This window comes from Streptomyces sp. NPDC002825 (assembly GCF_040295385.1).
Classification (GTDB): Bacteria; Actinomycetota; Actinomycetes; order Streptomycetales; family Streptomycetaceae; genus Streptomyces.
This window is the reverse complement of record NZ_JBEOVH010000003.1, coordinates 285,154-306,020: the sequence shown is the minus strand read 5'-3', so window position 1 is coordinate 306,020 and position 20,867 is coordinate 285,154. Positions and strand designations below refer to the sequence as shown.

General features: G+C 73.3%; 23 protein-coding genes. 13 read left to right on the top strand and 10 right to left on the bottom strand.

Features of this window, described 5'->3' with window-relative positions; all coding sequences use genetic code 11:
* Positions 1-22: 22 nt before the first annotated feature.
* Positions 23-568 carry an MOSC domain-containing protein gene (locus ABT041_RS06120; protein WP_351179729.1) on the top strand — a complete coding sequence of 182 codons (546 nt, stop codon included), beginning with the start codon at positions 23-25 and terminating at the stop codon, positions 566-568.
* Positions 569-581: 13 nt separating this feature from the next.
* Here the strand turns inward: ABT041_RS06120 and ABT041_RS06115 are convergent, their stop codons facing one another.
* From ABT041_RS06115 to ABT041_RS06100, 4 genes are all read right to left on the bottom strand, one after another.
* Entirely contained in the window at positions 582-1,958 is a 1,377-nt protein-coding gene (locus tag ABT041_RS06115) for a tannase/feruloyl esterase family alpha/beta hydrolase (RefSeq protein WP_351179726.1), read from the bottom strand.
* Between the two features lie 205 nt (positions 1,959-2,163).
* Positions 2,164-3,036, bottom strand: a complete 873-nt coding sequence (locus ABT041_RS06110) for a hypothetical protein (RefSeq protein WP_351179723.1) — start codon at positions 3,034-3,036, stop codon at positions 2,164-2,166.
* A gap of 99 nt (positions 3,037-3,135) precedes the next feature.
* Entirely contained in the window at positions 3,136-3,471 is a 336-nt protein-coding gene (locus ABT041_RS06105) for a hypothetical protein (protein ID WP_351179720.1), read from the bottom strand.
* Between the two features lie 133 nt (positions 3,472-3,604).
* Positions 3,605-4,210: a class I SAM-dependent methyltransferase gene (locus ABT041_RS06100; RefSeq protein WP_351179718.1), complete on the bottom strand. Its 606-nt coding sequence runs from the start codon at positions 4,208-4,210 to the stop codon at positions 3,605-3,607.
* Positions 4,211-4,372: 162 nt separating this feature from the next.
* Here ABT041_RS06100 and ABT041_RS06095 point away from each other — a divergent pair, with 162 nt between their 5' ends.
* From ABT041_RS06095 to ABT041_RS06040, 12 genes are all read left to right on the top strand, one after another.
* A complete protein-coding gene (locus tag ABT041_RS06095) occupies positions 4,373-5,206 on the top strand; it encodes an MHYT domain-containing protein (protein WP_351179715.1) in 834 nt (277 codons plus the stop codon).
* Positions 5,207-5,264: 58 nt separating this feature from the next.
* Positions 5,265-8,405 (top strand): sensor histidine kinase, encoded by a 3,141-nt coding sequence (locus tag ABT041_RS06090; protein WP_351179712.1) that lies wholly within the window; start codon positions 5,265-5,267, stop codon positions 8,403-8,405.
* The gene (locus ABT041_RS06085) at positions 8,402-8,836 is read left to right on the top strand and encodes a roadblock/LC7 domain-containing protein (RefSeq protein WP_351179709.1); all 435 of its coding nucleotides are present in this window, start codon (positions 8,402-8,404) and stop codon (positions 8,834-8,836) included. Before ABT041_RS06090 ends, ABT041_RS06085 begins: the two co-directional genes overlap by 4 nt.
* Positions 8,837-8,848: 12 nt before the next feature.
* On the top strand, positions 8,849-9,265 hold the full coding sequence (locus ABT041_RS06080; RefSeq protein WP_351179706.1) for a DUF742 domain-containing protein: 417 nt from the start codon (positions 8,849-8,851) through the stop codon (positions 9,263-9,265).
* Positions 9,246-9,860 (top strand): GTP-binding protein, encoded by a 615-nt coding sequence (locus ABT041_RS06075; protein ID WP_351179703.1) that lies wholly within the window; start codon positions 9,246-9,248, stop codon positions 9,858-9,860. The genes ABT041_RS06080 and ABT041_RS06075 overlap by 20 nt, the downstream gene beginning before the upstream one ends.
* A 208-nt stretch (positions 9,861-10,068) precedes the next feature.
* Positions 10,069-10,482, top strand: coding sequence for a roadblock/LC7 domain-containing protein (locus ABT041_RS06070; protein WP_351179700.1), 414 nt, complete (start codon positions 10,069-10,071; stop codon positions 10,480-10,482).
* 138 nt (positions 10,483-10,620) lie between these two features.
* Positions 10,621-11,694 (top strand): DUF6397 family protein, encoded by a 1,074-nt coding sequence (locus ABT041_RS06065; protein WP_351179698.1) that lies wholly within the window; start codon positions 10,621-10,623, stop codon positions 11,692-11,694.
* 49 nt (positions 11,695-11,743) lie between these two features.
* Positions 11,744-13,291: an ATP-dependent DNA ligase gene (locus tag ABT041_RS06060; protein ID WP_351179696.1), complete on the top strand. Its 1,548-nt coding sequence runs from the start codon at positions 11,744-11,746 to the stop codon at positions 13,289-13,291.
* A gap of 51 nt (positions 13,292-13,342) precedes the next feature.
* Positions 13,343-13,786 carry a hypothetical protein gene (locus ABT041_RS06055; protein WP_351179693.1) on the top strand — a complete coding sequence of 148 codons (444 nt, stop codon included), beginning with the start codon at positions 13,343-13,345 and terminating at the stop codon, positions 13,784-13,786.
* Positions 13,787-13,976: 190 nt separating this feature from the next.
* Complete coding sequence (locus tag ABT041_RS06050) at positions 13,977-14,762, top strand: polysaccharide deacetylase family protein (RefSeq protein ID WP_351179690.1); 786 nt, start codon at positions 13,977-13,979, stop codon at positions 14,760-14,762.
* A gap of 438 nt (positions 14,763-15,200) precedes the next feature.
* Positions 15,201-15,917 (top strand): hypothetical protein, encoded by a 717-nt coding sequence (locus ABT041_RS06045; RefSeq protein ID WP_351179687.1) that lies wholly within the window; start codon positions 15,201-15,203, stop codon positions 15,915-15,917.
* Positions 15,914-16,285 carry a peptidase inhibitor family I36 protein gene (locus ABT041_RS06040; protein WP_351179684.1) on the top strand — a complete coding sequence of 124 codons (372 nt, stop codon included), beginning with the start codon at positions 15,914-15,916 and terminating at the stop codon, positions 16,283-16,285. Before ABT041_RS06045 ends, ABT041_RS06040 begins: the two co-directional genes overlap by 4 nt.
* 30 nt (positions 16,286-16,315) lie before the next feature.
* Here the strand turns inward: ABT041_RS06040 and ABT041_RS06035 are convergent, their stop codons facing one another.
* The 6 genes from ABT041_RS06035 to ABT041_RS06010 form a co-directional block, all read right to left on the bottom strand.
* A complete protein-coding gene (locus ABT041_RS06035; protein WP_351179681.1) occupies positions 16,316-17,503 on the bottom strand; it encodes a globin domain-containing protein in 1,188 nt (395 codons plus the stop codon).
* An 85-nt stretch (positions 17,504-17,588) separates the two neighbouring features.
* Positions 17,589-18,038: an RrF2 family transcriptional regulator gene (locus ABT041_RS06030; protein ID WP_351179678.1), complete on the bottom strand. Its 450-nt coding sequence runs from the start codon at positions 18,036-18,038 to the stop codon at positions 17,589-17,591.
* A 36-nt stretch (positions 18,039-18,074) separates the two neighbouring features.
* Positions 18,075-18,791, bottom strand: a complete 717-nt coding sequence (locus ABT041_RS06025; protein ID WP_351179675.1) for a hypothetical protein — start codon at positions 18,789-18,791, stop codon at positions 18,075-18,077.
* A 242-nt stretch (positions 18,792-19,033) separates the two neighbouring features.
* Positions 19,034-19,432 (bottom strand): SHOCT domain-containing protein, encoded by a 399-nt coding sequence (locus tag ABT041_RS06020; RefSeq protein ID WP_351179672.1) that lies wholly within the window; start codon positions 19,430-19,432, stop codon positions 19,034-19,036.
* 250 nt (positions 19,433-19,682) lie between these two features.
* A complete protein-coding gene (locus ABT041_RS06015) occupies positions 19,683-20,132 on the bottom strand; it encodes a peroxiredoxin (protein ID WP_351179669.1) in 450 nt (149 codons plus the stop codon).
* Positions 20,133-20,217: 85 nt separating this feature from the next.
* Positions 20,218-20,808, bottom strand: coding sequence for a PadR family transcriptional regulator (locus tag ABT041_RS06010; RefSeq protein ID WP_351179666.1), 591 nt, complete (start codon positions 20,806-20,808; stop codon positions 20,218-20,220).
* Between the last annotated feature and the right edge of the window lie 59 nt (positions 20,809-20,867).

The window sequence follows — 20,867 nt, the reverse complement described above, 5'->3', positions numbered from 1 at the left end:
CAGAGAAGGGGGAGCTCTCACCATGAGCGGCGGCACCGTCACCACGGTCAGCAGCAACGGCACGTACTCGTTCACCAAGCCCAACAGGGAGAGCATCACCCTCCTCGCCGGGCTCGGCGTGGAGGCCGACGTCCACGCGGGCGTGACCGTGAAGCACCGGTCCCGGGTGGCGCAGGACCCCACCCAGCCCAACCTGCGGCAGGTCCACCTCATCCACGCCGAGCTCTTCGACGAGGTCGCAGGCGCCGGCTTCGAGGTCGCCCCCGGCGACCTCGGCGAGAACGTCACGACCCGGGGGATCGACCTCCTCGGCCTGCCCACCGGCACCCTTCTGCACCTCGGTGCGCAGGCCGTCGTCGAGGTCACCGGACTGCGCAACCCCTGCGCGCAGATCGACAACTTCCGGCACGGTCTGCTCAAGCAGGTCCTCGGGCGCGACGAGAACGGCGAGATCGTGCGCAAGGCGGGGATCATGGGCGTCGTGCTCATCGGCGGGGAGGTGAGGCCCGGCGACCCGGTCAGGGTCGAACTGCCGGCCGGGCCGCACCGCCCGCTGGAGCGGGTCTGAGCGTCCGGAGGACTCAGTCCTCCAGAGCGCAGGTGTTGACCACGTCACCGCTCGTGGGCCGCGCGATCGTACGGTCCGCGGGCGGCGTCACACCCTCCTCGACCCAGCGCGTCAGGGCGTCGAACGCGGAGCGGTAGCACGGCAGGATCGGACGCAGCCGGTCCGGATACGTGTCGTAGAGGCCGTCCGTGTGCGTCCCGTCCTGCACCGTGTAATAGCGGTGCAGCCCGCCCCGGCCCCGGGCGTCGATCATCCGCGCGTACACATCGGAGTCCGTGGCGATCGGCAGCAGCGTGTCGAGGTCGCCGTGGAGCGTGATGAGCGGCTTGCCGATCCGTCCGGTGAGCGCGACCTTCGCGACCGCGCGGTGGACGGACGCCGGCCGGGAGGCGTAGTCGTAGGAGGCGTCCGAGGCACAGGCCGCGAAGATCTGCTCCACGGTCCCGCCGGCCGTGGAGCCGGGGCAGGCCGGATCGTACGAGGGGTCGAACTCGGCCCGGAAGAGCTTCTGCGTCAGACCCCAGTAGGCCTTCTCGTGGTACGGCCACAGGAAGCGCGAGCCGGGCGCGAAGCCCGCCGCGATCAGGTCCTCGTCGGTGGCGAGCCCCTGGGACCTGGCCACCGTCACCGGCAGGCTCGTCAGGAGGTTCGGGCCGCGTGTCGTCCACAGCACGCCTTCCCAGTCGACCCCGCCGTCGTACAGCTCGGGCCGGTTCTCCAGCTGCCAGCGCGTGAGGTAGCCGGCGTTGGAGATGCCCGTCATGTACGTCCGCTCCGGCGCGTGGCCGTAGCGCTGCCGTACGACCTTCTTGGCGGCCCGCGTCAGCTCGGTCACCCGGCGGTTCCACTCGGCGACGGCGTCGCCGGGCTCCCGCCCGTCGGTGAAGAAGTCCGGGCCGGTGTTGCCCTTGTCGGTGGCGGCGTAGGCGAAGCCCCGGGCGAGCACCTGGTCGGAGATCAGCGCGTCCGTGGAGTACTGGCGGCGTGAGCCCGGGGCGCCGGTGACGACGAGCCCGCCGTTCCAGTGGTCGGGCAGGCGGATGACGAACTGGGCGTCATGGGCCCAGCCGTGGGTGGCGTTGAGGTGGGAGTCGTCGGGGAAGTAGCCGTCGATCTGGACGCCCGGCACTCCCGAGGGGTTACGGGTCGCCTTCGACGCCAGGCCGGCCTGGTCGGCCAGGTCGGTGTACGGGGTGCCGGCGAGCCCGGTGGTCGTCAGGTCGTCCAGACAGGCGGACTGCTGGAGCTCGGCACCGGGAACATGGACCCGGTTCTGACGCGCACAGTGCGCGGCGGCCGGGGCGTCGGCCCCGGCGGGGCTCGCCGGGCCGAGGACGGTCACCCCGGTGAGGAGCGCGGTGAACAGGGAGACGCCTGGGAACAGGCGCATGGTGAGCCTCCGATGGGACGACGGAAAAGGGGTGCGGCGCCACATCGTGCGGCGCACCACCACCGCTGGACCATGGTTCGGAACCACACCGCGGGAGGTCGTCCTATGGGGATACAGACGGGGTGCCGTCATCCTGCGCGCGGGGGAGAGACGGGGTGCCGTCGTCCGGTCGGAAGGGGAGGACCGGTCGTACGGACCCGGGTCCTCAGGCGGCGCGTACGGCCATCGCGTCGAGCGCTTCGAGGAGGGCGGGCAGCTTGGGCCCCCGCGTCACGGGCAGCACCTCGCGCGGCGCCTCGTCGAGGAGGACGAACGCCATGTCGTCCGCCTTCGCCACGAGCGACCAGCCGGGACCGTCGGCACGGAGCATTCCGGCGGACGAACGGACCCTGCCGACCGGCGGGGGCTCCTCCAGATAGCCGCGCAGCTCGTCGAGGGCCCTCCTGACGCCGGCGTACGGGTCGGGGGCGGCGCCCTCGGCAGTGGCGCCACCAGGTGCCGGGGCCGGAGCCTGGGCCTGGGGCGACGGCGGGACGGAGGCTTTCGTGGTCTCCGGGACACGAGCGGCCGCCGGGGCCCCGCCCTCGTCGCCCACCCGGGCTCGCCAGGCCTCCCACTGGGCCGCCACCTCGTCGGCGCCCAGGCGGCGCTGCGCCGGGCCCCACTCCTCGCCGGAGGGCGGGACCAGCGGCGCGGGATCGCCCTCCTCCGGCTCCGGGTCGTGCGGGGCCGGGACGCCGGGCGCGACGGTCGCCACGGGGAGCGGCCAGCCGGGCAGCCCGGCCACCACCGAGTGCTCGTCGGGCGAGAGGTCGTAGGCCATGCCGCAGTCCCAGGAGGAGATGGCCACCGCGACGAGCGACACGTCGTCGACGACGACCGTCCAGCGCGCCCCGTGCCCGTCCTGGCCGAACACGAGCCCGTACCCATCGGCGTAGGGCTGAAGGCCCAGCGCGGCGCAGGCCGCCGGGTAGTCGTCACCGAGCACGCTCGGGAAACGCGCGGGCGTGAGCAGTGCCGCGGTCAGCACAAGGAGCGCGTCGGCGTCGGCCTCGGCGATCGGGTCCGTCCCAGCCACGGCTTCCTCCCCATCTGGTCGTCGGCGCACCTTAACCAGTGGGTAACCCGCGCGTCGAGGGTCTCCACCAGGGAACCTCGCGCCGTCGTGGCGGGTCCGTCACGCGTCACCGGCCCGCCGGGTCGCCGTTGCGTCCCGCAGGCCGAGCAGGGAGCGGGCGACGGTGCGAGGCGACTCGTTCCGTTCCCTGGCGAGGGTGAGCAGCGCCCGGCAGGCCAGTTCGTTGACGCCGAAGGAGAGCATGCCGGGGGAGACCCGGCTCGCCGCCTCCTCCGCACGGGCCGGGTCGTCCTCGGCGCAGGCCGCCACGTACTCGGCGGCGGCCTCGAAGAGGTTGTGCCCCTGCCTGGGGCGCGGTGGAGCCGGCGCGGCGGCTTCGGGCGCCTTCCGGCCGGAGGGGAGGAGTCTGCGCAGTCTTTCCGGTACTCGTGCCACGGCCCGCCGCCTTTCCCGGGCACGACTGCCCGGCATTTCTACGGTAGACAGTGAAGTGCCGGTAAAGAAGGGTGCGTTGGCATCTGTGATGCCCCCGCGACGCCCCCGCCCCCGTCCGTCCCCGGGGCGGGCTTCAGTCCTCGCGGACCGCGAGGGCCAGATAGCGCGCGTCCTCGTCGACGTAGCTGACGAGCCGCCAGCCGGCCTCGGCGAGCAGGGGGCGCAGCTGCGGCTCGGCGCGCAGGTCGTCCGGCGTGATCTGCCGGCCGTGACGGGCCGCGAGGGCGGCCCGCCCGATCGGGTGGAACAGTGCCAGCTTGCCCCCGGGCCGTACGACCCGGGCGAGTTCCCGCAGGTCGGCGACGGGTTCCGCGAGATGCGAGATGAGCCGCGCCCCGAAGACGGCGTCGAGCGCTCCGTCGCGCACCGGCAGCCGGCCGACGTCGGCGAGCAGCAGCGTCCCGCCGGCCTCGCCGCCGCGTCCGGCGCCGACGGCCCGTTCGATCATCTCGGGCGTGAGGTCCGCCCCGAGTACCGTGCCGGAGGGGCCGACGGCGGCCCGGAGCGGCGGGAGCGCGCGGCCGGTGCCGCAGCCGGCGTCGAGCACGGCGTCGCCGGGACGGAGGCCGAGTTCGTCCACGGCCGCGGCGTAGGCGGGGCCGTCGTCGGGGAACCGGCTGTCCCAGTCGGCGGCCCGGGCGCCGAAGAACTCTCGTACCTGTGTGGGGTCATCGCTCATGCGTCCATGATCCCGCACCCCTGGTGCACACGGAGGGGTGAACGTTCTGTGTGCACGTTCGAGCCCGGCGTGATCGTTCGGGACCATCTCTCTGTCATATTCCAGCAGCTTTCGAAATGCGCCCCCAGTGCGCCCCCCGGTGCGCACTAGCGTCCCTGAGCCATGGGACACCTGGACCACGCCACCTTCGGCTGGCTGACACCCGTGCTGTCGTACGCGATGGCCTGCATCGGCGCCGCCCTCGGGCTGCGCTGCACCGTACGAGCGCTCGACGCGACCGGCAGGTCGCGGCGCAACTGGCTGCTGACCGCCGCCTCCGCGATCGGCACCGGCATCTGGACGATGCACTTCGTGGCGATGCTCGGATTCGGCGTGACGGGCACCGACATCCGCTACGACGTACCGCTCACCATCCTCAGCCTCGTCATCGCGATGGCCGTCGTCGGCGTCGGAGTCTTCTCGGTCGGCTACGGACGCGACCGGGTCCGCTCGCTCCTGATCGGCGGACTGACCACCGGCATCGGCGTCGCGAGCATGCACTACATGGGCATGGCCGCCCTCCGGCTCCACGGCCAGGTGCGGTACGACCCGCTGCTCGTCGGCCTCTCCGTGCTGATCGCCGTCGTCGCCGCCACGGCCGCGCTCTGGGCCGCGCTCAACATCCACTCGCCGGCGGCCGTGGCCGTCGCCTCGCTCGTCATGGGCGCGGCCGTCAGCAGCATGCACTACACCGGCATGTTCGCCGTGCGGGTCGAGGTCGTCCCCTCCGGTGCCACCCTCCCAGGCGCCACCGTCATGCAGTTCATCTTCCCGCTCGCCGTCGGCCTCGGCTCGTACCTCTTCATCACCTCCGCCTTCGTCGCGCTCTCCCCGACGGCCAGGGAACGCGCCGCGTACGCCTCCGCCGGACGCCTCACCGAACCGGACGACCGCGCGGTCGACGTCGCGCCGCCCGGCTTCCGCACCGCGGAAGCGGCCCGCACCCCCACGACCTGACCCTCCTTCACGTATGCCACACCGCACCAGAGACAGACGCAGCCGGAACGAGGAGGCCATGCGAACTCCCCGCAAGAACAAGGACGCCGAGGCGGTCACGCCGCCGCCGGCGGCCGCGCGCGGGCGGCGCGCACACGCGGGCCCGCCCGCCGACGAGCCGGGGGAACGGACCCCCGAGGCCCCCGCGAGGGCCGGCCAGGCGGGTCAGGCGGACCACGTCACTCACGCGAGCCACGCGGGTCACGCGGACCCAGGGGGGTACGCGGGCCACGTCGGTCACGCGGGCACCTCGGTGCAGGGAACCGCCGCCCAGCCCGCCGGGCCCTCCGCGGCGGGGGGCACCGACACGGCGGCCGCCCGGGACTCCGGGCGTCCCCAGGCCTCCGGGCGCTCCGAGACCTCCGCCGGACCGCAGGCGTCCGACGGGCCCCGTGTCCGCCCCACGTTCCAGGGGCTGCGCCCGCGTACGGTCCGCGCCAAGATCGTCTCGCTCCTGATGGTCCCGGTCGTCTCGCTCCTCGCCCTCTGGGGCTTCGCCACCGTCACCACCGCGCAGGACGTGGCCCGCCTCCGCCAGCTGCAGCGCGTCGACGCCGAGATCCGTGAGCCCGTCACGGCCGCCCTCACCGCGCTCCAGGCCGAACGGCGCGCCGCCGTACGGCAGGTCGCGGCGCCCGGAGCCACCCGTGCCGCCGAGCTCAAGGACCGGATCCGCCGTACGGACGAGGCCGTCGACCGGCTGCGCCTGGACGGCACCCACACCGTCGGCGACATTGGGGACCTGCCCGGCGACGTCGCCGACCGGGTGAGCGTCTTCGTGGGCAAGGCCGAGGGTCTCGCCCGGCTGCGTACGGCCGCGTCCGACGGGCGCGCAGACTGGGACCAGGTCTACACGGCGTACACGGACACCATCTCCGCCGCCTTCGCGGTCGGCGGCGCCCTCACCGGCATCCAGGAGGCCGAGCAGGGCTCCGACGCGCGCGTACTCCTCGAATTCGGCCGGGCCGGCGAGATGCTGTCCCGCGAGGACGCCCTCCTCACCTCCGCGCACCTCACCGGCCGGCTCACCGCGGACCGGCTCCGGGCCTTCTCCGGGGCCGTCGAGACCCGGCGCACCCTCACCGCCTCGGCCACCGCCGACCTGCCCGCCGCCGAACGCGCCGCGTGGGCCCGGCTCTCCACCGGCGGCGACCACGCCAGGCTCACCCGGGCCGAGGACCGGGTGGCGGCCGCGAGCCCGGGCCGCCCCGCCGCCCAGGCGGTCACCTCCGCCGAGTGGGACGAAACCCTCGCGGCCGTGCGCGGCGGACTCACCGCGATCGAGACCGACGCGCGCGGTGCGGCGGCCAACCGCGCCGACCCCTTCGCCGGCGGCGCCCTCACCGCGGGCGGTGCGGCGGTCGTCCTGGGCCTCGCCGCCGTCGCCGCCTCCCTCGTCATCTCCGTACGGATCGGCCGCGGCCTCGTCGTCGAGCTCGTCAGCCTCCGCAACACCGCCCTCGGCATCGCCCGCCGCAAACTCCCCGCCGCCATGCGCCGACTCCGCGCCGGCGAGGAGATCGACGTCCAGGCCGAGGCACCGCCCGGACCCGTCTCCCAGGACGAGATCGGCCAGGTCGGCGAGGCTCTCACCACGGTCCACCGCGCGGCGCTCTCCGCAGCCGTCGAACGCGCCGAACTCGCCAGCGGAATCTCCGGGGTCTTCGTCAACCTCGCCCGCCGCAGCCAGGTCCTCGTCCACCGCCAGCTCAACCTCCTCGACAGCATGGAACGGCGGGCCGACGACCCCAACGAGCTCGGCGACCTCTTCCGCCTCGACCACCTCACCACCCGCATGCGGCGCCACGCCGAAAGCCTGATCATCCTCTCCGGAGCCGCCCCCGGCCGGGCCTGGCGCATGCCCGTCCTCCTCACCAACGTCGTCCGCGCCGCCGTCTCCGAAATCGAGGACTACGCGCGCGTGGAGGTACGCCGGCTCCCCGAGACGGCCGTCGTCGGCGGAGCCGTCGCCGACCTCACCCACCTCCTGGCCGAACTCATCGAGAACGCCGCCCAGTTCTCCCCTCCCCACACCAAGGTGCGGGTCAGCGGCGAACCCGTCGGCAACGGCTACGCCCTGGAGATCGAGGACCGGGGGCTCGGCATGGGCAAGGACACCCTCGCCGAGGCGAACGCGCGCATCGCCCAGTCCGAGGCCCTCGACCTCTTCGACAGCGACCGGCTCGGCCTCTTCGTGGTCAGCCGCCTCTCCTCCCGCCACGACATCAAGGTCCATCTGCGGACCTCCCCCTACGGCGGCACGACCGCGGTCGTCCTGCTCCCGACCGACCTCCTCCAGGGCGCCCTGCCCCCAGGCCGCGGTGCGTCGCCGAACGCGTCCGACACCCCTCACGCCGGAACCCCGCGCGCGGGGAACCCCCGTGCGCACGTGTCGGGCGGTCCTGCCGTCGACGGCAGGACCGGACAGGCGCCGCACACCGACAACGCGCGCGCCGCGCGTGAACGCGAGGAGGCGCACCGCGCCGAGGCCCGCCGCTTCGGCCGCCCACCGGCGCCGCAGCCGGCCCCGCAGGTCGGCCCGCCCGCACCGGTCGGCCCCGCGCTCACCGGAGGCCCGGCCCCCCAGCCGTCGCCGGGCGCGCGGCCCGGGAGCACGCCCCGGCAGACGGACGGGTCCCGCCCGTCGAACCCTCCACAGCCTCAGACGCCCGCCCGCCCGCAGCCGTCGGCGCGCCCGACCGCCGTGCCCGCGCTCGGGACGCGGCCGGAGCCCGGCCCCGGCCCGGCACCCGCCGGCGTCACCGAACTGCGCCGCCGAGGCCCCTCCGTACCACCGCCCGCGCGGGAACAGGCGCCTGCCACACCGACGGGCGAAGGACCCGCCGGGCACGGCGACTCCGAGGGCGAACTGCCCCGACGCGTACGGCAGGCGAGCCTCGTACCGCAGCTGCGGGAAGCGCCTGCCCCGCAGCCGGCGCCCGTACCGGTCGCACCCGGCACCGTCCCCCGTACCCCGGAACAGGTCCGGGACCGCATGGCGGCGTACCGGGACGGCTGGCAGCGGGGCGGTGGCGCCGCCCCGGGCACCAGACGACCCCTCGGTGCGGGCTTCGCCACCGACCCGGCTCACGACCCCGGCCATGGCACCGCACCCCTCGCCCCTCGCCTCGACCCTCGCTCCGAAGGAGACGACGCATGATCGACCACGAGCGGATCTCGCACCACCGGTCCGGCGAACTGGACTGGCTCCTCGACGACCTCGTCATGCGGGTCCGCGAGGTCCGCCACACCGTGGTGCTCTCCAACGACGGACTCGCCGTCGGCGCCTCCAGCGGGCTCAGCCGCGAGGACGCCGAACACCTGGCCGCCATCGCCTCCGGCTTCCACAGCCTCGCCAAGGGCGCGGGACGCCAGTTCCACACCGGCGGAGTCCGGCAGACGATGGTCGAGATGGACGACGGCTTCCTCTTCGTCGCCGCGGCGGGGGACGGCTCCTGCCTCGCCGTCCTCAGCTCCGTGAGCGCCGACATCGGTCTCATCGCCTACGAGATGGCCCGCCTCGTGAAGCGCGTCGGCGAGCACCTCCACACCCCGCCGCGCGTCACGGTGACCCCACCGGCCGTCGGCTGACCGGAGAAGCCCATGAACGACGACAGCACCGGCGCCGAACCGACCGTGCCGGGCAGTCAGTGGTACGACGCCGAAGCGGGACCGCTCGTACGTCCGTACGCGATGACCGGCGGACGGACCAAACCGGGCCCCAGCAACGTACGGTTCGATCTCATCGCCCTCGTCGTCGTGGACGACGAGCCGCCCGGACCGGCCGAGGAGACGCTCCTCGGCCCCGAGCACCGGTCCCTGCTCACCCTGTGCCGGGCAGAGACCCAGTCGGTGGCCGAACTCGCCGCCGACGCCGACCTGCCCGTCGGCGTCGTCCGGGTCCTCCTCGGCGACCTCCTCGAATCGGGTTTCGTGCGCGTCAGCCGGCCCGTACCCCCCGCACAGCTCCCCGACGAAAGAATCCTGAGGGAAGTAATCGATGGCCTACGAGCGCTCTGAGAGCACCGGCGCCGAGGACGGCGCGGACACCGCCCTCGCCCTGAAGATCCTGGTCGCTGGCGGATTCGGCGTGGGCAAGACCACCCTCGTCGGCGCGGTCAGCGAGATACGGCCCCTGCGCACCGAGGAACAGCTCAGCAGGGCCGGTGAACTGGTCGACGACACGGGGGGCGTCGACCAGAAGACCACCACGACCGTCGCCATGGACTTCGGGCGCATCACGATCCGCTCCGGCCTCTCCCTCTACCTCTTCGGCACGCCCGGGCAGGACCGGTTCTGGTTCCTGTGGGACGAGCTCTCGCAGGGCGCCCTGGGAGCCGTGGTCCTCGCGGACACCCGGCGCCTCGAGGACTGCTTCCCGGCGGTCGACTACTTCGAGCACCGGAAGATCCCGTTCGTGGTCGCGGTCAACTGCTTCACGGGCGCGCGTACGTACGGGGCGCACGACGTGTCCCGGGCGCTCGACCTGGACCGCGGCACGCCGGTGGTCCTGTGCGACGCGCGCGACCGCGATTCGGGGAAGGAAGTGCTGATCCGCCTGGTCGAGCACGCGGGGCGGATGCACACCGCCCGCCTCCTGGACACGGTCGGCTGAGAGAGGTCGTCGTCGACGCGGAGGGCCACCCGGCCGCGTCATCGGTCCGTCCTGCGGCACGCGCGGGCGTGGTGCGGTGCTTGCCCTGTCCACGACAGTGCGTAAGGCTTGCGGCGATACGCGGACGACGACGGTACGAACCACGAGGGCCGTGCGGACCAACAAGGTCCGCCCGAGGGGGACGTACCGGCTAGGGGGAGGACCACTGATGGCCTTGGACAAGGGACTGGACTGGCTTCTGGACGACCTGACGCAGCGGGTCGGATACATACGGCACGCGCTGGTGCTGTCGAACGACGGTCTGGTGACGGGCGCGAGCAGCGGACTCGTCCGTGAGGACGCCGAGCACCTGGCGGCCGTCTCCTCGGGCCTGCACAGCCTCGCCAGGGGCTCCGGCCGGCACTTCCGGGCGGGCAGGGCACGGCAGACGATGGTGGAGTTCGACGACGCCCTGCTCTTCGTGACGGCGGCAGGCGAGGGCAGCTGCCTGTGTGTCCTGAGCGCGGCGGAGGCGGACGTCGGCCAGGTGGCGTACGAGATGACGCTGCTGGTCAACCGGGTCGGCGAACACCTCGGTGTCGCGGCGCGACAGCCCGGGATCCCGGACGGCGGCGTGCTCTGACGCCACCGGCGGACGGTTGCCCACAAGGCGTTGTCCACAGGTCGTGCGAGTGTCGTCACTCTGCGTTACGTTCTTCCGTGTGGGTCCGAGGGGCCCACGCTCGGGAGAGAGCACGGACGCAAGGGGGAGGGCCGCGCAATGACGGTGGACGAGGGAGCGCGCACGGTGACGCCGGGGCGGGCCGCGCAGGAACTGGAACTGAGGCGCGACGAGTTCCGGCTCGCGGTCCAGCTCGGCCTGGTGAGGACGGTGCCGGCCGGTGAGGGGGAGCGGCGACGGGTCGAGCGGCGCGAGCTCGACCGCCTCAGGGCGGCCCCGGACTTCCCCGCCGGCCTGCGCGAGCGGGTGCGTGCGGTCGGTACGGCGGAGGCCGCCGCCCTCCTCGGGATCACGGGCGACCGGTTCACCCGGCTGGCCCGGACCGGGCACGTCAGTCCGGTGCGGTTCTCGCTCAACCGCTACCGGGCGGTGGTCTGGATGTATCTGGCGCAGGAGGTCGCCGAGTTCGGCCACACGCGCCCGGACCTGCTCACCGGACGGCTGCCGCTGGAGATCCGCGCGCGTCTTGCCGCGCACGAGGACCGGCGGGCCAGGAACTGGCGGGCGCGGCGGCTCGCCCTGCTGCTCCGTGCCACCGAGGACCCGTGGGCACGGGCCGCCGCCATCGCCTCGCTGCTCGACCCGGTCCAGGTGGCCGAGGTCGTCGACGATCCGTATGAGCGCACCCACCTCGACCGGTTGTGGCCGCCTCCGCCGCCCGGGATGCCCGTGGCACCGGTCGCGCGCGAGCTCGCCGAACGGCTGAACCTGGCGGACGACCCGGACGAGATCCTCTGGATGCGACTGAGCCTGGCTCTGGCGCTTGACGAGGCGCGCGCGGAACGACAGGCGCCTCATCCGGGCGGGACGGGAGGCGCTTCCCAGGTGCCGGGGATGCCGGGGGTGCCGGGGGTGCCGGTGACGTCGTGGGTGCCGTCGGTGGTGCCCGCCGTGCCGGATGCCGCGCAACGGGTTCGTGGCGTGTCGGATGCCGCGCCACGAATTCGTGGCGTGCCGGATGTTGCCGCAGCAGGTCCGACGGGCCGGCCGGCCGCGCTCGACCGGCCGCAGGGGCGGGCCAGGCGGGCCAGGCTGCTGGAGCGTTTCCGGCGGGGGAGGGCGGTGGGCGCGGGACGGCGACGGCGGCGTAGGGGGCCGGTGGCCTGGCCGTGAGGGGGCGCTCCAGCGTGCGGTCGTGGCGCAGGGTCGAGAGGATGGGCCCATGCTGCTTGCGCGTGTCGCGGAGGTGTCCCGGGAGGTCGCCGCCACGTCCGCGCGCTCGCGCAAGATCGCGCTGTTGGGCGAGCTGTTCGCCGAGGCGGGGCCCGAGGAGAGCCCGCTCGTCATCGCGTATCTGTCCGGGCGGCTGCCGCAGGGGCGGATCGGGGTCGGGTGGAGCATCCTCAAGGAGGTCATCCCGCCGGCCGTTCCCCCCGCCGCCGCACCCGGGCTCACACTCGAACAGGTCGACGAGGTGATGGCGGAGCTCGCGGCCGTGTCCGGCGCCGGGGCCCGCGCCGGGCGGACCCGGCTCGTCCACGCGCTGTTGGCGGCCGCGACCCTCGACGAGCAGGAACTCCTGCTGCGGTTGCTGGCCGGCGAGGTGCGGCAGGGAGCTCTCGACGCCATCGCCCTGGAAGGTGTGGCCAAGGCCGCGGGGGTGCCGGCCGTCGAGCTGCGGCGCGCGGTGATGCTCGAAGGCTCGCTGCCCCCGGTCGCCCAGGCCGTGCTCGCCGAAGGACCGTCCGCGCTCGACCGGTTCACCCTCCGGGTCGGCAGTCCCGTGCAGCCCATGCTCGCGCACACCGCCGCTTCCGTCGCCGAGGCGATCGCCGACCTGGGTGCCTGCGCGGTGGAGGAGAAACTCGACGGGATCCGGATCCAGGTGCATCGGCGCGGCGAGGACGTCCGGGTGTACACGCGCTCGCTCGACGACATCACCGGCCGCCTGCCCGAGGTGATCGCGACGGCCCGCGCGGTCGACGCCGACGCGTTCATCCTGGACGGCGAGGTGATCGCCCTCGACCCCGCAACCGGGCGGCCCGTGTCGTTCCAGTTGATCTCCTCCCGGGTCGGTTCCCGTGCCGACGTGGCCGGTGCGCACGCCGCGCTTCCCCTGACGCCGGTCTTCTTCGACGTCCTCGCGGCGGAGGGCGAGAGTCTGATCGACCGGCCGGGCGTGGAGCGGCATGCCGTCCTCGTCCGTCTGCTGCCCGAGTCCCAGCGGGTCCGCCGTACCGTCGTCAACGACCCGGCCGAACCCGGGCAGACCGCGGGAGCCGAGGCCTTCTACACGGACACCCTGGCCCGGGGGCACGAAGGGGTGCTGGTCAAAGCCTTGGAGGCGCCCTACGTGGCGGGGCGCCGGGGGCGCACCTGGCTGAAGGTGAAACCGGTCCACACCGTCGACCTCGTCGTGCTCGCGGTGGAGAGGGGCCACGGCCGCAGAACCGGGCTGCTCTCCAACCTCCACCTCGGCGCGCGGACAGCCGACGGCGGCTTCGTCATGCTGGGGAAGACCTTCAAAGGGCTTACGGACAGCATGTTGCGCTGGCAGACCGAGCGGCTCGGCGAGCTCGCCGAGTCGGACGACGGCTTCACCGTGCGCGTACGGCCCGAGCTCGTCGTGGAGATCGCGTACGACGGGCTGCAGGCCTCGACGCGCTATCCGGCAGGCGTCACGCTCCGCTTCGCCCGGGTCGTACGGCACCGGCCCGACAAGCCGGCCTCGGAGGCCGACACCGTGGAGCGGATCATCGAGGGCCGCTGACCACGGCCGGCGGCCCTCGCGGGGCGGCCTCCCGCGAGGGATGCTGGAGACGTGGCACGACGAGCGCCCGGCACGAGGAGCGCGTGGCACCACGACCGGCCGGCGGGCCGCGAGGAGATGAGCGACGTGTACGACTTGCACATCGACACCGACGTCACCGTGCAGCTCAGCGACTGCTGCAAGGAGGACGCCCAGGCCGTGTTCGACGTCCTCGACCGCGTCTACCAGTTGGAGGACATGGAGACGGTGAGCCCGCAGGCCGCCACGGGACCGGCCCCCACCGTCTGGAGCGCCACGTTCGACACCGCCGCCGGACGGCACCAGGATGTGGAACCCCCCCACCTGACCGCCCCGGTCGGCGCCACGCTCACCGGCGGCTACCACGCCGTCGACGAGGTCGAGAAGGTGCTCGCCAGCGGCTTCGACATCCAGTCGCTGCAGTCCGTCTCCGGAGACCAGGAGACCGAGGCCCGACTGTTGCTCGCGTCCCGCTGAGCGGGACGCGTGGACGCTCCGGGCGGCGCGGACGGGCGCCGCCCGGGGTTCTCCTGTGCCCGTGAAGGGTCGGTGGACCCCCGCCGACCTCCCCGGTATACACCGTGTGTAGAGTGCCTCTCGATCAAGCGCGCCGCCCTGACCAGCGGTGACAGCCGACCGAAGACACCACGGGGAAAGCGGGTCCACCATGTTCCGAACCAGGCCTGGCCGCGGCAGGGCCGTGACCACCGCCCTGCTCGCCGCGGCGTCGCTGATGCTGACGCTGGGCGGCTGCGGAGTCGACCCGGTCACACCGCAGGAGGCCCGGGGCGAGGCCCGGACGGACGACAAGGCGGGCGGCGCGGCCCGTCGAGTCGACTGCGCCAAGGCCAAGTGCATAGCCCTGACCTTCGACGCGGGACCGGGCAAGGACACCCCGCACCTCCTCGACGTCCTCAAGGAGAAGCGGGTTCCGGCGACCTTCTTCCTTCTGGGCAGCAAGCACGTCGACCGCTATCCCGACGTGGTCAGGCGCATCTCCGACGAGGGCCACGAGGTGGCCAACCACACCTGGTCGCACCGGATCCTGACCGATCTCGACGAGTCGGAGGTCCGCGAGGAGCTGTCGAAGACCCAGGACGCGATAGCGAAGATCACCGGCCGGAAGCCCACGCTCATGCGCCCGCCGCAGGGCCGCACCGACGACACGGTCTCCGACGTCAGCCGCGAGCTCGGACTCGCCCAGGTCCTGTGGAGCATCACGGCCAAGGACTACTCCACCACCGACTCGGCCCTGATACGCCAGCGGGTCCTGGAGGTCGCGCACCGCGACGGGATCATCCTGCTCCACGACATCTACGACGGCACGGTGCCGGCCGTGCCCTCGATCATCGACGAGCTCAAGCGGCGCGGCTTCACGTTCGTGACGGTGCCGGAGCTGCTCGCTCCCGGCAAGGCCGAGCCGGGTGAGGTCTACCGCCCCGAGAGGGACTGACGGACCTGTCGAAAACGGGTGAGGTGCCTCACATCGGCCTCTGGGGATTTCTCGGAACATTCGGGAAAGGTTTACCGTTCATACGTATGTGACTGCGAAGGGGTCCGGTCCCCAAGGTCCCCCCCCGAGAGGTGACCGCTCTTCGTCCGTCACGGCGATCGGCCCCGGTTGGAATCCCCCGTCCAACCGGGGCTTTGTCGTGCGGGCGTCCGCTCTGCCTGCTCGCTCCTTCTCGCTCGCTCCTTCTTGCCGCTCGCCGGCGCGTCGGCGGTGTCCGCCCGGCGCTGGGCGACGCGTGAGGGGCGCGCGCCCCGGCGCGTTCGACCCGTTCGAGTGAGCCTCGGCATGGTGGCCCGACCACCGGGCAGTGATCTTCCCGAGCCGGTCAAGACGATCACCGCCGGCCACTCCGGCCAGGGACGATCCAAGGGGGAACCCATGGTCCGCACCACCTCCCGCGCCCGTCGCGCCGTCCTCGCCACGGTCGCCGCTCTCCTGCTCTCGGGCTGCGCCACCGTCGGACCCGGCGGTCCCGCGCCCCCAGGGGGCCCGGCGAGCGCCGCGGCCCAGGACGAGCTCCTCAAGGCCGCCGAGCACCGCCTCGCGGTGGACTGCCTCGACGCCCGGGGACTCACCCTCACGGCCCGGCCCCGCGCTCCGGACGAGGACCGCGCCCTCCAGGCGGCGCTCTTCGGCGCCGGACCCCGCGAGCTCTCGGTCACCCTCGCCACGGGCGCCACCGTCACCGCCCATGAGGACGGCTGCCTCGCCACCGCCCGCCGACGGCTCTACGGCGACCAGCGCCGCTGGTTCCGGGCGCAGGTCACCGTCGACAACCTCCGCGCCGAGGCCCAGGCCCGGATGCGCGAGGACCCCGAGCACCAGGCGGCGCTCGCCCGCTGGACCCGGTGCGCGAGCCCACCCGGCCACCCACGCTCCGGCAGCCGACCCGATCCGGCCGTCGCGGCCCGCTGCGCCCGCGAGAGCGGACTCGAGGACGTCCGCGCCCGGCTGGAGGCCGCCGAACTGGTCACGGTGCGCACCCTGCACCGCGGCGAACTCACCACCTACCGGCAGCTGCGCGACCGCGCTCTGCGGCGGGCAGTCGAACTGTCCGCGTCCACTCCTCCGCAGAAGGGATCCACCCACTCGTGAAGCGACTCATCGCCATCTCCGCCGCCGCACTCCTTGCCGTCACGTCCGGACTCGCCCTCGCCACCGCCGCCGGCGCAGCCGAATGCCCCGCCGGCGAGTTCTGCGTCTGGCAGGAAGCGAACTTCGGAGGACAGCGCGCCAACTGGGCCGGAGACGACGGCTGGTGGGAGAGCTGGATCGCCGACACCGACTCCTCCTGGGCGAACCACGGCATCTCGGGGCCAGGCATCAAGGACCACGTCCGGGTCTACGAAAACGCCTGGCAGGGCGGCAGCATGACCATCTGTCTCGCCCCGGGGCAGGAGGTCGGCTACAACGGCGCCGCCAACGACCGCGGAGACTCCCACATCTGGTCCACCGGCTGCTGACCGCCCCGTCGGTCTCGTGGACGGCGGTGCTCAGCTCTCGGCGCCGAGCCACAGGTCGGGGCCGAACACCTCGTAGTGGATGTCGGCCGCGGCGGTGCCGCGGCCGATGAGGTCGCCGCGCACCGCCCGCAGGAAGGGCAGCGGCCCGCACAGGTACGCGGTGGTGCCCGCGGGCAGGTCGATCAGCGTGACGTCCGCGCGGCCCGACCGGGCGCCGGACTCGCCCGGCTCCTCGTACCAGAGGTGCAGCGTCCCCTCCGGGAGTGCGTCCACCAGGCGCCGCAGCTCCTCGGCGTGCGCGTGGGAGTCGGGCGTGCGGTCGGCGTGCACCACGACGACCGGCCGGGTCGATCCGGTGGCGACGAGGTGGTGGAGCATCGCCAGCATCGGGGTGCTGCCGATGCCGGCGGAGGCGAGCAGCAGGGGGCTGTCGCCCTCGGGCAGGACGAGGTCGCCGAACGGGGCCGAGACCTCCACGGTGTCGCCCGCGCAGGCGTGCTCGTGCAGCCAGGAGGAGACCTCGCCCGCCGGGTCGCCGTCGACCCGCTTCACTGTGATCCGCCACTGCGGGTGCCCGGGTGCGGCGGACAGGCTGTACTGGCGGATCTGCCGGGCGCCGTCGGGCAGGGCGACGCGGACGCTCACGTACTGGCCCGGCCGGAAGGGGCTCGTCGGGGTGCCGTCGGCGGGGCGCAGGACGAAGGACACCGTGTCGGCCGTCTCCTCCCGCCGTTCGGCGATCTCCATCGGTCGCCAGACCTGGCCCTCGGCGACACCGGCCTCCTGGTAGAGGCGGGCCTCGACGGCGATGAGCGCGTTCGCCATCAGCCAGTAGACCTCGTCCCAGGCCCGTGCGACCTCGGGGGTCACCGCCTCGCCGAGGACTTCCACGATCGCGGCGAAGAGGTGCTCGTGCACGGTCTTGTACTGCTCGGAGGTGACGCCCAGCGAGGCGTGCTTGTGCGCGATCTGGGACAGAATGGCGTCGGGCCGGCTGTCGGGGTTCTCGAGCAGGGCGACGGCGAAGGCGGCTATCGACCCGGCGAGCGCCTTCCGCTGCTCGCCGTTGGCCTGGTTGCCCCGGTTGAACAGATCGCGAAGGAGCTCGGGGTGCGCGGCGAAGAGGCGCCCGTAGAAGCGCTCGGTGATCTCGTCGAGCGCGCCGCCGACGGCGGGCAGGGTGGCGCGGACGACCGGGGCGGCCTGCTCGGACAGCATGAGAACTCTCAATCTGGTAGATGATCTACCTATTAAAGGGTGTGCGGATGCCCCTCGGTGGCCCGTCGGGAGCGTCTGCGCTCGGTCAGGGGGTCTGTGGGGGCCGTGGGCTGAGCGTGAGGAGCAGCGGGCCGGTGGGCGACTCCACGAGCTCCGCGACGGTGATCGGGTCGAGGGACCGGTAGAAGGCCTCCTGGGCCTGGCGCAGCGCTCCCCGCAGCCGGCACGCGGTGCGCAGCGGGCACGGCGGATCGCCCTCGCAGGCGACGACCTCCTCCTCGCCCTCCAGGGTCCGGGTCAGCCAGCCCACCGAAGAGCGGCGGCCCAGGTCCGTGAGAGCCAGGCCGCCGCCACGGCCCCGGCGCGCCTCGACCACGCCGAGATGCTGGAGCCGTGTCACCACCTTCGCCATATGGGCGTAGGGCACGTCCATCGACTCCGCCACCTCGCGGGTGGTGACGGACTCCTGCGGTGCGGTGACCGCCAGGCGCATCACGGCACGGAGCGCCAGGTCGGTGAACTTCGTCAGCCTCACGCCATGACCGTATCAAAGCGGTATCCCTGATGCGTATTAAGGGGGTGGTTCTCGACGCCGCCTCCGGCGGTGCCACACCCACCAGCCGCCCGTGAGCAGGCAGCTGGTCACCAGGATGATCCCGGCCACGGGCCACTGTCCGCCGGCGATCCGGAGGTCCGTGGCGGCGACGAGCAGCAGGCCGCCCAGCGGGAGCACCACCGATCCCAGCGCACGAAGCCCGGCCGCGGCCATGGACGGGTCGACCCGGACACGGCGCGGCTCGCGCAGGTCGCGCGAGCCGACGTAGAAGACGGTGGCCCGGTCCAGCAGCTGGTTCGTGGCGCGGTTGTACGAGACCGCCATGTACGGCAGCCAGACGAGCGGAGCCACCAGGCCGACGACGAACACGCAGGCCACGAGCGCCCACTGGCCGAACCGCGCGAGCCGGCCGGGGCCGTCGTCGGACGGCGTGAGCAGTCCGAGGAGCCGTGCCATCCGCATGACCAGGTCCCACAGGGCGGCCGTGCGCCCCCGTCCGCCGCGTCCGCGGGGCTCGGCCGCGTGGGCGTCGAGGGCGGCCAGGGCCGTCACGGTGTCCGCGTACACCCCTTGCAGGACGAGCAGTTCGGCCGCCCGCTCCGGGTCCGTCGGATCCCGCCCCTCGCTGGCGGCGAGTTCGAGCACCGTACGCGCCTGGGAGAGGAGGGCGCCGCAGAACGCGACGGGGATGAAGAGGAGGAACGGGCCGCCGACGAAGGCGCCTTCCGCCACGACCCTCCGGCGGCCCCGGCGGACGACGAGGGACCGCAGGGCCGCCGCGTCGGCTTCCGGATGGGCGGCACGGAGGCGTTCGACCGCGGGCCCGGCCCCCGGCCCGAGGTGGCGCAGGGCGAAGGAGGCGAGCGCCTCCGGGAGCCTCCCGGGTTCCGCTGCGACCTCCCGCAGCAGGGAACCCGAGAGCCCGGCACCGCGCCCGCCTTCCTCCGGGCCCGCGGCCCGCCGCCTTCTCAGTCTCAGGACAGGACCTTGGCCTTGGCCTTCTCGAACTCCTCGGGCGTGATGGCGCCCTTCTCCTTGAGCTCGGCCAGGCGGGCGAGTTCGTCCGTCGCGCTCGTGCCGCCGCCCTGCGTCCCGGCGGTCTTGCGGATGTACTCCTGGAACGCCGCCTCGCTCTCCCTGGCCTGCTTGATGTCCCGCTGGCCCATGCTCTTGCCGCGTGCGATGACGTAGACCAGCACGCCGAGGTACGGGAGCAGGATGCAGAAGATGAGCCAGCCTGCCTTGCCCCAACCGCTGAGGGAGTGGTCTCTGAAGATGTCGGTGATCACCTTGAACAGCAGGAACAGCCACATGATCCAGAGGAAGAACCACAGCATGGTCCAGAAGAGGTTGAGGAGGGGGTAGTCGTCCATTCCTGCACTCCGTTCCCGCACAGGCCGCGGAAGGCCCGGCGATGCACAGAGTTTCGCCCAGCCCCCGCGCGCCCGCATGTCGTACGTCTGCGCATGCGGGCCCGGCGCCGCCGTGTTCCGATGGAGGACGCGAACCGCACGAGGAACGGGGGGCGTCATGGGCCACCGCCGGGATCGGCGCCGAGGCCGATCTGCTCGGCCCCCCCGAGGACGCGGCCGAAAGCGGCTGGGCGTCCGAGGAGCCGGCCGGTCAGGAGCTGCGCAGGGCCGCCAGCGCGCGGTCCGCGTGGGCGCTCATCCGCAGTTCGCTGCGGACGACCTCCCGGACCCGCCGGTCCTGGCCGATCACGAAGGTGACCCGCTTCGTCGGCGCGAGCGAGAAGCCGCGCTTCACTCCGAACCGTTCGCGTATGGCACCGTCCGGGTCGGACAGCAGGGGGTAGCCGAGCGAGTGCCGCTCGGTGAACTCCTGCTGCCGCTCCACCGTGTCCGAGCTGATGCCGACCGGCAGGGCGCCGACCGCACGGAACTCGGCCGCGAGGTCACGGAAGTGACAGGCCTCGGCGGTGCAGCCCGGGGTGAGGGCCGCCGGGTAGAAGAAGAGGACGACCGGGCCTTCGGCGAGGAGGCCCGTCAGTGAGCGCGGCGCGCCCGTCTCGTCCGGAAGGGTGAAGTCCTCGACGAGGTCACCGACGTTCATTTCAGCCCGTCCTCGGTCCGTCCGCGTGGCGCCACCGGTGCCTCCGGCGGCCGGGCCGTGACGTTACCGCACGGTAGGAGCGGCGTCACCCCTGGCGTACCGTCTCCGGGGCGGCGCTCCGTGCGGCGGCGCGCCGGTCGAGCACGGCGAGGGCCCGCTCGCCCCAGCGCAGGTTCTCCTCCTCGAAGAACCGCCCCCGCATCAGCGTGAGATACGGACCGACGCGCTCGGCCTCACCCAGGTACGTGTCCTCGTCGCGGCCGTCGAGCATCCACTCCCGCAGCCGGTCGTAGCGGGCGAGCTTCGCCCGGGCCGTCTCCATCCGCTGCGCCACGAACTCCCGCACGGCCGCGGTGTCGCCCTCGTCGCAGGCCTGCACCTGCACCAGCAGCTCGTCGCGGACGGCGCTCGGGCGCGGCGGGGTGCTCGTGTAGGCGACCAGATCCTGTCGGCCCGGCTCCGTGAGGCTGAACATCCGCTTGTTGGGACGCCGTTCCTGCTCCACCACGCGGGCCGTGATCAGGCCGGCCTCGGCGAGCCGCTCCAGCTCGCGGTAGAGCTGCTGCGGGGTGGCGGCCCAGAAGTTGGCGACGGACACGTCGAAGATCTTGGCCAGGTCGTATCCGGAGGCCTCGCCCTCCAGGAGAGCTGCGAGGACGGCGTGCTTGAGGGACATCCGGACACGCTAGCAGCATGTTGAATAGTTTCCTCCGCACCTATTCAACCGTGCAGGCG

Bases quoted from the DNA above. Each gene is read 5' to 3' on its own strand.
- ABT041_RS06120 (WP_351179729.1), top strand. From the start codon at position 23: ATGAGCGGCGGCACCGTCACCACGGTCAGCAGCAACGGCACGTACTCG.
- ABT041_RS06070 (WP_351179700.1), top strand. From the start codon at position 10,069: ATGGCCTTGGACAAGGGACTGGACTGGCTTCTGGACGACCTGACGCAG.
- ABT041_RS06095 (WP_351179715.1), top strand. From the start codon at position 4,373: ATGGGACACCTGGACCACGCCACCTTCGGCTGGCTGACACCCGTGCTG.
- ABT041_RS06060 (WP_351179696.1), top strand. From the start codon at position 11,744: ATGCTGCTTGCGCGTGTCGCGGAGGTGTCCCGGGAGGTCGCCGCCACG.
- ABT041_RS06080 (WP_351179706.1), top strand. From the start codon at position 8,849: ATGAACGACGACAGCACCGGCGCCGAACCGACCGTGCCGGGCAGTCAG.
- ABT041_RS06115 (WP_351179726.1), bottom strand. From the start codon at position 1,958: ATGCGCCTGTTCCCAGGCGTCTCCCTGTTCACCGCGCTCCTCACCGGG.
- ABT041_RS06020 (WP_351179672.1), bottom strand. From the start codon at position 19,432: ATGGACGACTACCCCCTCCTCAACCTCTTCTGGACCATGCTGTGGTTC.
- ABT041_RS06090 (WP_351179712.1), top strand. From the start codon at position 5,265: ATGCGAACTCCCCGCAAGAACAAGGACGCCGAGGCGGTCACGCCGCCG.
- ABT041_RS06045 (WP_351179687.1), top strand. From the start codon at position 15,201: ATGGTCCGCACCACCTCCCGCGCCCGTCGCGCCGTCCTCGCCACGGTC.
- ABT041_RS06015 (WP_351179669.1), bottom strand. From the start codon at position 20,132: ATGAACGTCGGTGACCTCGTCGAGGACTTCACCCTTCCGGACGAGACG.
- ABT041_RS06010 (WP_351179666.1), bottom strand. From the start codon at position 20,808: ATGTCCCTCAAGCACGCCGTCCTCGCAGCTCTCCTGGAGGGCGAGGCC.
- ABT041_RS06065 (WP_351179698.1), top strand. From the start codon at position 10,621: ATGACGGTGGACGAGGGAGCGCGCACGGTGACGCCGGGGCGGGCCGCG.
- ABT041_RS06085 (WP_351179709.1), top strand. From the start codon at position 8,402: ATGATCGACCACGAGCGGATCTCGCACCACCGGTCCGGCGAACTGGAC.
- ABT041_RS06075 (WP_351179703.1), top strand. From the start codon at position 9,246: ATGGCCTACGAGCGCTCTGAGAGCACCGGCGCCGAGGACGGCGCGGAC.
- ABT041_RS06035 (WP_351179681.1), bottom strand. From the start codon at position 17,503: ATGCTGTCCGAGCAGGCCGCCCCGGTCGTCCGCGCCACCCTGCCCGCC.
- ABT041_RS06050 (WP_351179690.1), top strand. From the start codon at position 13,977: ATGTTCCGAACCAGGCCTGGCCGCGGCAGGGCCGTGACCACCGCCCTG.
- ABT041_RS06100 (WP_351179718.1), bottom strand. From the start codon at position 4,210: ATGAGCGATGACCCCACACAGGTACGAGAGTTCTTCGGCGCCCGGGCC.